Annotated in this window: 11 protein-coding genes; 3 read left to right on the top strand and 8 right to left on the bottom strand. The window is 53.0% G+C overall.

Translation table 11 applies throughout. The features are described 5' to 3' along the window. Positions 1-74: 74 nt before the first annotated feature. From EHT87_RS10070 to EHT87_RS10050, 5 genes are all read right to left on the bottom strand, one after another. A complete protein-coding gene (locus EHT87_RS10070) occupies positions 75-1,322 on the bottom strand; it encodes an ABC transporter permease (RefSeq protein ID WP_124906505.1) in 1,248 nt (415 codons plus the stop codon). A gap of 83 nt (positions 1,323-1,405) precedes the next feature. Beyond that, positions 1,406-2,068: an ABC transporter ATP-binding protein gene (locus tag EHT87_RS10065; RefSeq protein ID WP_124906504.1), complete on the bottom strand. Its 663-nt coding sequence runs from the start codon at positions 2,066-2,068 to the stop codon at positions 1,406-1,408. A gap of 1 nt (position 2,069) precedes the next feature. Beyond that, positions 2,070-3,512 carry a TolC family protein gene (locus EHT87_RS10060; protein ID WP_124906503.1) on the bottom strand — a complete coding sequence of 481 codons (1,443 nt, stop codon included), beginning with the start codon at positions 3,510-3,512 and terminating at the stop codon, positions 2,070-2,072. 109 nt (positions 3,513-3,621) lie between these two features. Next, on the bottom strand, positions 3,622-4,881 hold the full coding sequence (locus EHT87_RS10055) for an efflux RND transporter periplasmic adaptor subunit (RefSeq protein WP_124906502.1): 1,260 nt from the start codon (positions 4,879-4,881) through the stop codon (positions 3,622-3,624). Between the two features lie 165 nt (positions 4,882-5,046). Further along, positions 5,047-7,053, bottom strand: a complete 2,007-nt coding sequence (locus EHT87_RS10050; RefSeq protein ID WP_221622005.1) for a S9 family peptidase — start codon at positions 7,051-7,053, stop codon at positions 5,047-5,049. A gap of 269 nt (positions 7,054-7,322) precedes the next feature. Here EHT87_RS10050 and EHT87_RS10045 point away from each other — a divergent pair, with 269 nt between their 5' ends. Further along, positions 7,323-7,712, top strand: coding sequence for a RidA family protein (locus tag EHT87_RS10045; RefSeq protein ID WP_229320974.1), 390 nt, complete (start codon positions 7,323-7,325; stop codon positions 7,710-7,712). A gap of 48 nt (positions 7,713-7,760) precedes the next feature. On the opposite strand, the gene EHT87_RS10040 is transcribed toward EHT87_RS10045, so the two are convergent. Beyond that, a complete protein-coding gene (locus tag EHT87_RS10040) occupies positions 7,761-8,402 on the bottom strand; it encodes a cysteine hydrolase family protein (protein WP_124906499.1) in 642 nt (213 codons plus the stop codon). Positions 8,403-8,585: 183 nt separating this feature from the next. Between EHT87_RS10040 and EHT87_RS10035 the strand changes: the two genes are divergently transcribed. Next, on the top strand, positions 8,586-9,788 hold the full coding sequence (locus EHT87_RS10035; protein ID WP_124906498.1) for an FAD-dependent oxidoreductase: 1,203 nt from the start codon (positions 8,586-8,588) through the stop codon (positions 9,786-9,788). A gap of 90 nt (positions 9,789-9,878) precedes the next feature. Here EHT87_RS10035 and EHT87_RS10030 read toward each other — a convergent pair whose 3' ends face one another. Next, positions 9,879-11,153, bottom strand: coding sequence for a serine hydrolase domain-containing protein (locus tag EHT87_RS10030; protein ID WP_124906497.1), 1,275 nt, complete (start codon positions 11,151-11,153; stop codon positions 9,879-9,881). A 99-nt stretch (positions 11,154-11,252) separates the two neighbouring features. Then, on the bottom strand, positions 11,253-12,173 hold the full coding sequence (locus tag EHT87_RS10025; protein ID WP_124906496.1) for an aspartate carbamoyltransferase catalytic subunit: 921 nt from the start codon (positions 12,171-12,173) through the stop codon (positions 11,253-11,255). A 223-nt stretch (positions 12,174-12,396) separates the two neighbouring features. Here EHT87_RS10025 and EHT87_RS10020 point away from each other — a divergent pair, with 223 nt between their 5' ends. After that, positions 12,397-13,344 carry a hypothetical protein gene (locus EHT87_RS10020; RefSeq protein WP_124906495.1) on the top strand — a complete coding sequence of 316 codons (948 nt, stop codon included), beginning with the start codon at positions 12,397-12,399 and terminating at the stop codon, positions 13,342-13,344. The last annotated feature ends 15 nt before the right edge of the window (positions 13,345-13,359 follow it).

Raw genomic sequence — 13,359 nt, 5'->3', positions numbered from 1 at the left:
ATGAGTGATTGTGTGATTGAGCGAATGAGTGACTAACTCTGTGGTGGTGCATCACTCAATAGCTAAATCACTCATTAAGATTTAAGTGCTTCGGCGATTTTGAGTTTCGACATGCGGAGGGCGGGCAGGACACCGGATAACAGGCCGAACACCAGGCACACCAACAGGCTCACCAGGAAGACATTCACGTTGATCGTCAGGTCGGCGTAGGCAATCATCCCGCTGCTGTTGATCAATTGAATAATGACCAGCGTCAGAATGAGGGCAATGCCTCCACCGATGAACGTGATAAAAATATTTTCGATGATGAACTGCCACATGAGGGTCCGGACGGGAGCCCCGAAGGCTTTCCGAATGCCGATTTCCGAAGCCCGTTCCATAATCCGGCTGACGTTGACGTTCACCAGATTGATGGCCGGAAGTCCCATGAGCATAAACAGAATGAAGGCGATGACCCCGAAAAAGATCGTTTTTATTCCTTTGTTGCCATTCAGGAGTGTACCGGTAAAGTTTTCCACATACGGCTCGCTTTTCACTTCCACATACGCAAATTTATACCCATCCTCAACGCCCGGCAGCGGAATTCGGCGGATGTTATTCTGGAATTCATCCTGAACGGCCTTCAGATCGGACTTCTTTTTGGCCAGCAAAATCGCTACATAACCACCCCGCATACCGGTTCGCTGGTAATTACTTTTGGGCGTTGTATACGGATAGTAGACATCGGCGTAGGTAAACGGGCGGGTAACCGGACTGCCTTTCACCACCCCAATGACGCGGTAATGCAGGTTTTCAATTTCGACGTCTTTGCCAATGACGGACGCTTCGGTTTTGCCAAAATAGTGCTTTTTGAAGTCGTCCGTAATGACGACGACCTGATCGCTGTTGGCAATATTCTGTTCGTTGTAGGGCTTGCCTTCCAGAAACTCAAACTCAGCAACCTCCCAGAAATCCGCGTCGGTATACTTGGTGTTAAGCTTGATTTTCTGCGAACCCACGTAGGCGTTGGAGCTATTGACAAAGGTACAGATCGTGACCCGCTCGGCGGTTTTCAGCGATTTGGCGTATTCCGTCAGAAATTTGAAGCTCATCGGCCCCGAACTGCTGCCGGTTCTGGTCGAATCCTGGGTTCTCATCTGCATGATGTAGAGCGACCGGTCGCGTTTGGTTTCCGGGTAATGGCTCCCGAACAAATGGTCGAGAAACGAGGTCAGCACCATCAGCACCGTCAGGGTCAGACTGATACCGAAGAGGGTAATGAAGGTGTAAAACGGATGCCGCAGGAGCACCTTCCAGGCGATTTTTATGTAGTTCGTTAGCATTTCATTGAGTGATTGAGTGGTTTAGCGATTGAGCGGCTCGGTGATTGATTTTTTCACTCAATCACTCATTCGCTCAATCACAATTATTGCACCTGCGTTCCGTCGAAAAGCCGGATGAGCCGGTGGGTGCGTTTGGCCATGTTTTCGTCGTGCGTGACCATGATGATCGTGGCGCCTTCGTTGTTGAGCGTTTGCAGGATGTTCATGATTTCGTTGCCCATCGCGCTGTCGAGGTTGCCCGTTGGTTCATCGGCCAGGATGATCTCCGGTTGGCCGACAATGGCGCGGGCGATGGCGACCCGCTGTTTCTGTCCGCCTGACAACTGCTTTGGAAAGTGCTTGATGCGGTTGCTCAATCCCACTTTTTCCAGGGCCTCTTTGGCGTAGGTCTGGCGCGGTTTTCCGTTGGTAGAGCGGTAGAGCAGCGGTATTTCCACATTGTCGACCACCGATAAATCGTTGATCAAATGGAAACTCTGGAAAATAAAGCCGATTTTCTCGTTGCGCAACCGGGCCAGTTCCTTGTCGCGGTAGGTCGAAACCCGCTGTCCATCCAGTTCGACGGTGCCTTTCGAGGGTTCGTCGAGCAGTCCCATGATGTTGAGCAGCGTCGATTTGCCGCAGCCCGACGGCCCCATGATGGAGACGAATTCGCCCTTGCGGATGTTGAGGTTGATGTTGTTCAGCGCCAGCGTCTCGATGCTGCTGGTGCGGTACACTTTTTCGATGTTCGTAAGGTTGATCATGTTAGTATTTGATTTTTTCATTGCGTTCAAAATCGTACAGCGTCAGCAGGCGGATCGTGTAAAAAGCCGTCCAGTAATCGCGCAGGGCCAGAATCGCATCACGCCGGGCGCGGTCTTTTTCCTGCATCGCAATACCGAGGTCGGTTACACTCAGGTCACTCAGAATGAAGCGGTTTTGGGCAATCTGGTAGCGTTGCTGACCAATCGCATCTGCTTCGGCGGTGAGCTTCACCTGTTGTTGCAGCATTTGCAGCAGCGTCACCTGCGTGTAAATCGCCTGCTCGAACGTGAGTTTATCCTGCTCCACGGTTTGCGTCACGAGCTGCTGCGTGGCTTTGGCGGTTTCGGTTCGGGCCTGGGCGCGTCCCCACGTCATGATGGGCAACACAAACTGCACTTCGAGGTATTCCCGATCCTGCGGACGGACGTAAATATCCGCCAGATTCGCGCCCCGGTTCGACAGCCCGAAAGCCGCATTCAGCGTGGCATTCAGACCGTTGTCTTTGCGGGCTTTGTCCACATCCCGCTGCGCTTCCAGGGCTCTTCGGCGGAAAGCAATCGCATCGGAGCGGTTGTTAAAGGCTTCATTCAGGGCTTTCTGCACGTCGATGGTTAGCTCGTTGAGTTGCGTCGGAACGACTAGTTCCAGCTTCCGGTCGTCACGATAGCCCATATACGACCGCAGGCTTAATGAAGCGATTTCGGCGTTCTGGCGGGCCGATGCGAATTCCTTTTTCGCCGTCAGAACGCCCATTTGCAATTGCAGGATGTCATTTTGCGAGATTTTCCCCAAATCCAGTTTGTGTTGGGCAATCTTATACAGCGTGTCGTTGTTGCTCAGGTTTTTCTCGGCAATCTGCAAATTAACCTGGGCCACCAGCAAGTCAAAATAATAGGCCGTGGCCGAAACCGTTACTTTTTCCATCGACTCGATGAAGAACTGGTTGCTTTCCTGGTATTTCAACGGTTCAATTTTTCGATCCCACTTCATCGGGTTGAACTGAAACAACGGCTGTTTGAACCCGACGGCAAACGGAATCCCGTTGTAAAGGCGGTTATTGCGCTGGAAATCATCAAACCGCTGAATCTGTTTCTGCACAAAAACCGACCCGCCGGTTGGCGCAATGTTCTGGCTCAGTGAGAGATTCAAGACGGAATTGTTGTTGGAAATCGGCTGAAAACTAATCGTACCGTCGGGCTGCGTCACCTGGATAAAAGACCGTTCGAAGTTGGGCAGCGAACCGTCGAGGCTCAGTTGCGGTTTGAAACCGGCCTGAAACGTGCGGTATTGCCAGTAGCTGGTTTGCTTCTGCGTGGCCGCCTGTTTCGCCGAAATCGACTGCGACTTTGCCATCTGCACCACATCGTTCAGCGTCAGCACCTGCGGCTGGGCAACAGCAACGACGCTAACGAACAGCAGAAGGTATGTACAAATTATCTTCATTGATTTGAATGTTTTGATGGGAACGCGGATTGAACGGATGCAACGGATTAAAAACTGATTTATCCGTTTCGATCTGTTCGATCCGTTCAATCCGCGTTCCCATCAAAAATCAGTTAGTTTTGTTGTCGATGGTAATTTCCTGCAAATGCTCGAACTCGCTCAAGTCGGTGATAATGACTTTTTCGCCCGGCTGAATACCGCTTTTCACCTCCACAAAATCGAAGTTTGACAAACCGACCTCTATTTCCCGGCGTTGCGCCATTCCTTTGTCATTCAGGATGTAAACGAACTGGGATTTCTTGCCTTTGAACGCCGGGCCATTGGCCACCCTGACGGCCCGAGCGGTCTGGCTGGTCACGACGAACACTTCCACTTTCATATTGGGCCGCAGGGAAGCGTGGTGGTTGTCGTTCAACTGCACCACGAACTGCACGACTCCGTTTTTTACGGCCGGTTTTACCTGCGTGATGAGGCCGCGCAAATTGGTTTCGTTGACTTTGACAATGACCGGCAAACCGGCTTTTACCTGATCGGCGTAGATATCGGAGCAGGAACCTTCGATCCGAAAACTGCCCAGATCGGCCAGTTTCGCCAGAATTTCACCTTCGTTGACGGCCGAGCCGATGTTCTCGTTTACCCAGGTCAGCACGCCCGGCCGGTCGGCGATGATGTTGGCCTGATTCAGTTTGCGGTTTAGTTCTTTCAGATTTTTCTCCTCGATCTGCGCCTGCAACGTCGTTTCCTTCAGGCTGGCACCCATCGACTGGCGGTTGTAGGAGAGGTCGTTTTCCAGTTTTTTCTTTTCCAGTTCGGCAATGCGGAGGTTATTTTCGGCGCGGGTGACGTCTTCCTGCGTCCGGCCACCGACTTTCTGCAAGCGCCGGGTGTCTTCCAGTTCGGCCTTTAAACGGTTGATGTTGAGTGATTTAATCTGATCGTCGGCTTCAGCATCGAAGAGGTTTTTGTTTAGCTTCATCCGCAATTGCTCGATGCTGTTGCGTTTGAGGGCCAGCTGGTCCTGCATTTTCTCGAAGTCGATGATGGTCATGGATTTGTCCAGATCCAGAATGGCCTGACCCGGTTTGATCTGTGTACCGGGTGTCATCAGCACGCGCCGGATGCTGGCGCGGATGGGGCTGGTGATGATTTGTTCGTAGGCCGGAATGACTTCGCCCGTCGCGTTCAGCGAATTCTCGACCGGGCCAACCTCCGCCGTTGCCGTCCGAATCCGGGAGGCTTCGATGGAGGTTTTCAGTACATTCCGAAAGAAGTAGATGGCAACCACCGCAACGATCACCACGACGGCCGCAATGGTGTAGTTTCTGGTCCGGCTTTGCCTGACGATTTCGGGCGCTAGTTCTCTGTCCATTTGTTGTGTTACCTTGACAAAAGGTATCCAAACGGCATGCCAACTAGTAATAGTCTTAAAATCAGTGTATTATAAAAACAGGACTTAGTTAAAACGTGCGGTTTCGCACGGGGTGTGCGATTACGTACCACGGTCGGACGGCAGCGGCCGTCCGACCGTGGGTACTTATTTCTTCTCGGCCAACTGCACGGTTTTTACATCCACCGTAATTTCCTTCAGGCGTTTGGCTACATTCTCCGGCATGGATTCCTGATACCGTCCACCCAGGTGTTTGGCCAGAAATTTCTCCGCCATCGCCAGCATCGCCATGTTGTTGACGGGCCGCGCAAAACCGTGGCCTTCGTCGGGTGCGCAAATGTATTCGACGGGAAAACCGCGCTCGCGGAGGGCAATCACAATCTGATCGGACTCGGCTTTGTTGACGCGCGGATCGTTGGCCCCCTGAACCACCAGCAACGGGGATTTGATTTTATCCGCCGAAAATAACGGCGACTGTCTCATCAGCTGGGCTTTGCCTTCGGGGGTGTTGGGGTCGGCCATGCGTTCGTATAACCGTTTGCGGTCGGCTTCCCAATACGCCGGAATGGAATTGAGCAGCGTAATGATGTTGGACGGTGCGACGATGGCGACCCCAGCCGCGTAGACGTCGGGTGTAAAAGCCAGACCAGCCAGCGTAGCATATCCGCCGTACGACCCGCCCATGATGCCGACGCGCTTCGGATCGGCGATGCCCTGATCGATCAAATACTTAACGCCCCAGGTGATGTCGTCCTGCATTTTTTCGCCCCACTGCTTGTTGCCCGCGTTCAGAAACGCTTTGCCATAGCCGGTAGACGCCCGGAAATTCATCGACAAAACCGCATAACCGCGGTTGGCCAGAAACTGGTGGTAGGCATTATACCCCCAGAAATCGCGCGCCCAGGGTCCGCCGTGGGGCACGATCACCACCGGCAGGTTTTTATGGTCACGCCCTTTGGGCAGCGTCAGAAACGCCGGAATTTCGAGCCCGTCCGACGATTTGTAGGTCACGGCTTCCATCCGGGCAAGGTCGTTGATCGGCAGTTTCGGGCGGGGGCGGTATTGGAACGTCAGCTCCTTGGTTTTGCGGTCGAACAGAAACGTAGCGCCGGGATCGGTGTCGCTCGTGGCCGAAAGCAACCAGTATTGCTCATCGTCGGTGGACGAACCGAACAAAATATCCACGCCCGGAAGCTCCCGCAGAATGAACTGAAAATCCTTTTCAAAAGCTTTGTCTTTCCAGTACCGGCGCAGACGATCGTCGGTATAAGTAGTAAAAATCGGTTCTCTGGTGACTTCCGAAATAAGGATTTCCCCAAAATCAACCTTTTTCATCGGATCCGATTCGGCCGACTGCTCTTTCAGCGTGACGGGGTTAAACAGGATAAGTTTCTGAAGATCAGACTTTTCTTTATTAGTAACCAGATAAACCCGCTGATTGTCTTTGTGGAAGCCAACCGGGTAACTGGTTTCGTTAATCGACGTCGAATAGACCTTGGTCATGCCCGCATCGTCGACCCGCAGGAGGTCCGAGCTGCCGTCGGGAGCGGTGCTGGTGGCCAGCCGGAGTTTGTCGTCCCAGTCGAAAATCCAGCCCGTAACGCGGTCGGTATTCTTGCGGACGAGCGTTTTTTCGCCCGTCGTCAGGTTTAGTTTGTAAAGATCATGCCAGGCTTTATCGCGGTCGTTCAAGCCAATATACAGCGCATTCGGATCGGTTTTAGGCACCCGATAAATCGCCACGCGCACACCCTTCAGATTGGTTAGGTCGCGCGCCAGGGGCACATCCTGCCCGGTTTTCAGCGGTTCAGCGGGATTGACCGCGTAGATGTTGAAATTTTCGTCACCCCCTTTATCCTGCGAAAAAAGCAGAAACTTGCCATCGCGCGACCAGAAGTACGTACGAATGGGGCGCAGGGTATCGGCCGTCATGGGCTTGGCCGCCGTGAATGGATCGTCGCGTTTTTTTACCCAGATATTCCGGGTGCCTTTATACGGTTTGATGAACGACATATAGGCTCCGTTGGGCGAAAGCTGGGCACTGGTAATCTCCGGATCACCGAAAATCAACTGCCGGTCGATGAGGGCGGGAACCTGGGCCGTTGCCGCCAGAGCCAGCCAAAACGTAATAACTAACAGCGAAAATTTCTTCATAACAACGGTTTTTCGGTAGATAGGCATGTAAGTTAATGAAAAAAGAAAAAGCACGAACCGTTCGCCCGTGCTTTTCTACTCAACCAGGAATTAGGGTTGATCCGGTCCTTCGTTTCGTTCCAGCACACCGATTCTATACAGACTGAAATTCTTGTAAACCGAACGTTGCCCGTAGTAGTTAATGGCTTAAGGGGAAGTGACTTACCTTCAGGTTCGTTTAAAAAGTACCCGGTTCCATTTGGTCGATTCATCCAACCACTTCAGGCATTATGAGCAAGATTCAGCGGGTAAATCCCGCAGGAATGATGAAAAGCCCGGCCTTTTCGCAAGCCATCATCACGGAAGGCAGCGGCAAAACCGTTTACATCGGTGGACAGAATGCGGTTAACGAAAACAACGAACTCATCGGGAAAGGCGATCTGGCCAGTCAGACCGAGCAGACGATGAAAAACCTTCAAACCGCCCTGGAAGCCTGTGGTGCCACTTTTGAAAACGTGGTGAAACTGACCATTTACCTGGTTCAGGGGCAGGATGTGATGACGGGTTTCAAGGCGTCGCAGCACTACCTGACAGCCGCCCCAACCGTTTCCGTTCTTTTCGTAGCTGGCCTGGGCAATCCGGATTATCTGGTAGAAATCGACGCGGTGGCTTTTGTGTGAAGAATTTCACCGGGGCCACCTGCGCGGCCCCGGTGAAATTTAAAATTCTTACGCCGAATACCCGCGTCCGGCCACTTCCGTTACTTTTTCGCCCGAAAGTTCGTCCAGAAATTGGTCGTGCGTCATCGGTTTGGAAAACATCGGGAAGTTTTTCGCGCAGGCAAAGTTCTGCTCTTCTTCGCTCAGCGTGGCCGTACAATCCGTCAAAGTGATCACTTCAAAGCCTTTTTCATAGCCGGAGCGCATGGTCGATTCGACGCAGCAATTGGTCAGAAAACCGCCCAGGGCAATGGTTTCGATGCCTTTGCTGCGGAGGATAAAGTCCAGATTGGTGCTTGCGAACGCATCGAGGCCCCGTTTCCCTTCCAGTACGATTTCGCCCGGCTGCGGTTTTACATCATCGACAATCTCGACGCCCCAGGTTCCTTTCCGAAACGACTGACTGTCGACCACGCCTTTCAAAATACCGTACGGATGGGCCGTAATTTCGTAGTAACCATCGTGAAAACTAATCGGGGAATGGATGACGGTGACGCCAGCTTCCCGGGCTTTATTGAGGAGATCTTTCGTATTCTCCAGCATGTGGGTGGAGTCCATGACGCCCTTGACGGCGTCGTGCAAAGTGCCTCCCGGCGAGGTAAAATCATGTTGGTACTCGATCAGTACCAGGGCGGTTTTGGCTGCGTTCATGGTTTGAGGGGTGTTTTAAAAGGTGAAAATTAGGCTTGTTCAAGACCGGCGTGTTGGAAAGCAACGCGCCCGGTCGGTTGGAATTGTACGCTCGTCGTTCAAAAATGGCGGTTCGCGAAAATCGGCGGGCATCGCTGGGAAAGCCGCCCTACTTTTGGTTCATCAACTCCGAAAGAACGAGATATGACGACTTCCCGAAAAGCCCTCATCATTGGTTGCGGCATTGCCGGACCGGTGGTCGCCCTTTTTTTACAGCAAGTGGGGATCGACGCCGAAATTTACGAGTCGCAACCCGCCGGAAGGGACGAAGCCGGTGCCTTTCTGAATCTGGCGCCCAACGGCGTCAATGTCCTAAAAGCCCTCGACATCGATCATTTACTGGCAGCGGACGGTTTTCATTCGGTGGGCATGGATTTTTTCAACGGTGACGGCAAACTGCTGGCGCAACTGGAAAGCAGCGACGAAGAAGAGCGGTTTGGGAGCCGAAATGTCATGATCAAACGGGGGCGGTTGCAGCAGGTGCTGCGCGACGAAGCCATTCGCCGGAACATTCCGGTGCAGTATGGTAAAAAACTTACCGGTATTCAACTGAACGGTTTTCAGAATATAACGGCCCGGTTTGAAGACGGAACATCCGCCGAAGGGAATTTTCTGATCGGTTGCGACGGCATTCATTCCCGGACCCGCCAACTCATTTTGCCGAATGCTCCCCGACCGGCGTATACCGGTATGGTCGACTGTGGCGGTTTTGCCCAGTGCCCGGCCGGGTTGTCGACCTCAGGAGCCATGCAGATGATATTCGGTAAAAAAGCTTTTTTTGGTTACATCGCCAAACCGGATGGAGAGGTGTACTGGTTCAGCAACGTCCCCTGGCCAAAGGAGCCGAAACGCCATGAACTGAACGCGATTTCCGCCGATGCCTGGCGGCAGCAACTGCTTCATAATCACGGGAATGACCCGGCACCGGTTCCGGAAATTATTGAGTCGACGCCGGGCGAAATTGGCAAATGGCCCGTCTACGACATGCCTTCGCTGCCGACCTGGCACAAAGGGCTGGTGTGTCTGGTGGGCGATGCGGCTCATGCCACCTCACCGCATTCCGGACAGGGCGCGTCGCTGGCGCTGGAAGATGCCGCCGTTCTGGCCCAATGCCTGCGGGATTCGTTGAAAGTGGAGCATGGCTTTGCCAAATTTGAGAGCCTGCGCCGGGAGCGTGTTGAAAAAATCGTCAAACAGGCCCGGCGTACCGGCAATGGAAAAATGGTGACCAATCCGGTTGCCGTCTGGTTCCGCGATCTGGTGTTGCCGTTTTTTATCAAACAGGGGGCCAAAGCGTCGGAAGAGGTGCTTTCGTATAAAGTTGACTGGGAGAAGGAAGTGGCCTGAGGATTAGTGGCCCGGGATTTGAAATCCCGGACAGATTGCGTCTTGAAAACCGGTCAGGTCTTCAAGACGCAATCTGTCCGGTTTAGCCACTCATTCCAGCGCCTGATAAACCGCAATCCGGAATTTTCGTCTGAATTCACTCGAATGTGCGTAGGGTTGCACATTGGTGAACACCAGCAGGATGAGGTTTTCTTTCGGATCGATCGTGTATTCCGAACAGTACATACCGCCCCACGAAAACGACCCCGGACTCAGCAGGTCTCCGTAACTGCTTTCGGGCGTAATCAATTGAAAACCAAGGCCAAATTTGTCTTGGTAGGCGCTGGTTTCGGCATCGCCAATCTGGTTTTTCAGCATCATTTCCACCGTTTTTCGACCCAGAATCCGTTTGTTGTTAAAGCTGCCGCCGTTGAGCATCATCTGGCAGAATTTGGCATAATCTTCCACCGTGCTGACCAGTCCGGCCCCGCCCGAAAAATACGTCTTGGCCCCTTCCACCGCGAACGAACGGTAGGCCGTGTTTTCGTGCAGCGTCAGCGGTTTTTCGGCGCTGCTTTTGGAATAGAGTTCCACTAAGCGGTTGGCTTTGCTGGCGGGAAGATAAAAATACGTGTCGGTCATGCCGACCGGTTCCAGGACGCGTTCGCGCAGCGCCACATCCAGCGGTTTTCCGGCCAGAATTTCCACCAGCCGACCGATAATGTCGGTATTCAAACCGTAGACAAACGCTTCGCCGGGGTCTTTGGTCAGGGGCCGGGCGGCAATCCGGTTAACAACGTCTTCCAGTTTGTCGGGTTGCGTCGAGTTGTAAAACGGTACTTTAAACTCGGGCCGCTGGTCGAGCGAGTGGTCGTAGGGAATCCCGGCGTTGTGGCTCAACAGGTGCCGGATCGTGACGTCGCGTTTGGCGGGCCGGGTTTCGTAGGTCCCTTTTTCCTTATCGACGCTGACCAGCACGCGCGGATTTTTGAAGGCCGGGATGTATTTGGAAATCGGGTCGTCGAGCAGAAATTTCTCTTCTTCAAACAAGGTCATCAGGGCCACCGTCACCACGGCTTTCGACTGGGACGCAATGCGGTAAATAGCGTCGCGTTTGAGCGGGGTTTTCTTTTCCAGATTGCTATAGCCAAAGGCTTTGTAGTGCACAATCCTGCCATTTCGGGCCACGAAGGTGACGGCGTTAGGAGCAATGCCTTTGTCAATAAAACCTTGCAGGTAGTCATCCAGGCGTTTAAGCCGCTCGGCCGAGAACCCAGCCTCGGCGGGGGATTTGGCATTGGTAAAGGTTTGGGTGGGTTGGGCGAACAGGGAGTAACTGAAGGCGTAAAGTAACAGTCCGCAAACGAAGCGTAATGTTTTTTTCATTGATTAACGATGGGTTTAGGAAAGTACCCACGGACTTAAGTCCGTGTGATTGTCAAATTCAGGGCGGCTTAGGTCTCACGGACTAAAGTCCGTGGGTACTTACATCTGCGCCAGCAGATACAAAACCGCCATGCGCACCGCCACGCCGTTTTCCACCTGATCCAGAATGATCGAATGATGCGAATCGGCCGCGTCGGACGTCAGCTCGACGCCCCGGTTGATGGGGCCGGGGTGCATCAGCACAATCGGCCGGTCCAGTTCGTCCAGCATTTTTTTGGTAATCCCGTAGTAGAGCGAATATTCCCGCAGTGATGGAAAATACTTGATTTGCTGACGTTCCAGCTGAATCCGGAGGACGTTGGCGACGTCGCACCAGTTGAGGGCTTCCCGAACGTCATGGCTGACTTTGACCCCTAACTCGTTGATGTGTTTGGGAATCAGCGTGGTGGGGCCGCAAACCATCACTTCCGCACCCTGTTTTTGCAAACAGAAAATGTTCGATAACGCCACGCGGGAGTGCAGAATGTCACCGATGATGGCCACGCGTTTGCCCGCTACCTCGCCCAGTTTGTCCTGAATGGAAAACGAATCGAGCAGGGCCTGCGTAGGGTGTTCGTGGGTGCCGTCGCCCGCGTTCACCACGTTGGCGTTAATTCGGTCCGAGAGGTAATGCGGGGCACCGGGGCTGCTGTGGCGCATGACGATCATATCGACCTTCATGGCCAGAATGTTGTTGACGGTATCGAGCAGCGTCTCGCCCTTTTTGACCGAACTGCCCGAAGCCGAAAAATTGACGACATCGGCCGATAACCGCTTTTCGGCCAACTCGAACGACAGCCGGGTACGGGTCGAATTTTCAAAAAAAACGTTGGCAATCGTGATATCGCGCAGCGACGGCACTTTTTTGATCGGTCGGTTAATGACGTCTTTGAACTCGCGAGCCGTTCCTAAAATGAGTTGAATGTCGTTCTCGGTCAGGTTCTTAATGCCCAGCAGGTGTCGGACGCTGAGTTGTTGCATGGCGCGAATGAGGAGGAAAAGTTTGGCAAAGATAGCTTTCGCTGCGCCGGATTTCAAATTCAGCGCCCTACTGTTTCAGATTTAAAATCGCCAGGCCCGGAAAACCGCCTGGTGCTTACCGGCCGACCGTTTACACAGAAGTACGAATCTATTTGCCGAAATGGGATCGATTTGATGATAACTTCTTTATTTTTAAGCGGCTTCCGGGTTAACAACAGCACGTATGCTCCGCGCGATTGGCATTTTTTTGGGTAAGTTGTACCAGTTGGTTATATCCCTGGTTGTGGTGGCGTTTCTAGCGGTGGCGGCCTGGTTTGTGTGGCATTTATACGAAGAGGAACGGCTTCAAAACCAGTTTTTGAAAGATGGGAAAGTAGTTGAAGTAACAGTTTCTGACGTCGATTGGTCGCGGCATTCGTACCGGGATATGCTGGGAAACAGCAATTACCTCACATTTCCGTACCAGCAGAAAACGTACCAGACCCGCTATGTGTTCGATACCGCCTGGGTGAGCCCGGGCGACCGGATCCGGCTGCTTTATCATCCTGGGCGGGATGCGTTTCTCCAGCAGCACGTCGAGCGAAAACCGGGTCGGGTGGTTTCCCGGCTGGTTCAATGGTCTTCCATCAATGGGTTTAGCCGGGAGTATAAATTGCTGGTTGGCTTTCTGGCCGTTGCCACCGCCTTGTTCTTTTTTGCCGGGGGAGTGGTGGTTTCCATCACAGGCTGGACGTTCGTGCAAACCGTCGCCCGCTTTGTTCTGGTACTCGTTCTGGGAATTGCTGCCCTGTTTTTTACGTACGACACCTGGGAGTATTTTCAATATTACCGGCATGTAAAAACGAACGGCCGGCCGATGGACGTAACCGTGCTGGATACCGACCGGCACCGGATAGGCAATAGCACCCGAAGCTCCGGTTTTACCCAATACCGGTATGATGCGACTTTCCGATACAAGCCCGGCGAACGCGTTGTTCCGATTACGGAGGATGAATACGAAACGACCCACCCCAACGACCGGCTTCGGGTGCTATATGACGAATCGCAGGATGATTTCATGTCGGCCCGTTACGCCGGGGATTACGCGCAGGTGATCGCACCCCTGTTTTTCTGGATTTTAGTTCTGGTAACGGGCCGGAATGTATTTTTGAAGTCGGAAAAGAAGGTCTGATGCGGCCAGACTGTT

The sequence above is a fragment of the Larkinella knui genome, from assembly GCF_003858645.1.
Lineage (GTDB): Bacteria > Bacteroidota > Bacteroidia > Cytophagales > Spirosomataceae > Larkinella > Larkinella knui.
Note: the sequence above shows the minus strand (reverse complement) of the source record. Positions and strands in the feature narration are given on the sequence as shown.

Excerpts from the sequence above, each read along its gene's own strand:
- EHT87_RS10030 (WP_124906497.1), bottom strand. The coding sequence starts at position 11,153 with ATGAAAAAAACATTACGCTTCGTTTGCGGACTGTTACTTTACGCCTTC.
- EHT87_RS10055 (WP_124906502.1), bottom strand. The coding sequence starts at position 4,881 with ATGGACAGAGAACTAGCGCCCGAAATCGTCAGGCAAAGCCGGACCAGA.
- EHT87_RS10040 (WP_124906499.1), bottom strand. The coding sequence starts at position 8,402 with ATGAACGCAGCCAAAACCGCCCTGGTACTGATCGAGTACCAACATGAT.
- EHT87_RS10070 (WP_124906505.1), bottom strand. The coding sequence starts at position 1,322 with ATGCTAACGAACTACATAAAAATCGCCTGGAAGGTGCTCCTGCGGCAT.
- EHT87_RS10050 (WP_221622005.1), bottom strand. The coding sequence starts at position 7,053 with ATGAAGAAATTTTCGCTGTTAGTTATTACGTTTTGGCTGGCTCTGGCG.
- EHT87_RS10045 (WP_229320974.1), top strand. The coding sequence starts at position 7,323 with ATGAGCAAGATTCAGCGGGTAAATCCCGCAGGAATGATGAAAAGCCCG.
- EHT87_RS10020 (WP_124906495.1), top strand. The coding sequence starts at position 12,397 with ATGCTCCGCGCGATTGGCATTTTTTTGGGTAAGTTGTACCAGTTGGTT.
- EHT87_RS10025 (WP_124906496.1), bottom strand. The coding sequence starts at position 12,173 with ATGCAACAACTCAGCGTCCGACACCTGCTGGGCATTAAGAACCTGACC.
- EHT87_RS10065 (WP_124906504.1), bottom strand. The coding sequence starts at position 2,068 with ATGATCAACCTTACGAACATCGAAAAAGTGTACCGCACCAGCAGCATC.
- EHT87_RS10060 (WP_124906503.1), bottom strand. The coding sequence starts at position 3,512 with ATGAAGATAATTTGTACATACCTTCTGCTGTTCGTTAGCGTCGTTGCT.
- EHT87_RS10035 (WP_124906498.1), top strand. The coding sequence starts at position 8,586 with ATGACGACTTCCCGAAAAGCCCTCATCATTGGTTGCGGCATTGCCGGA.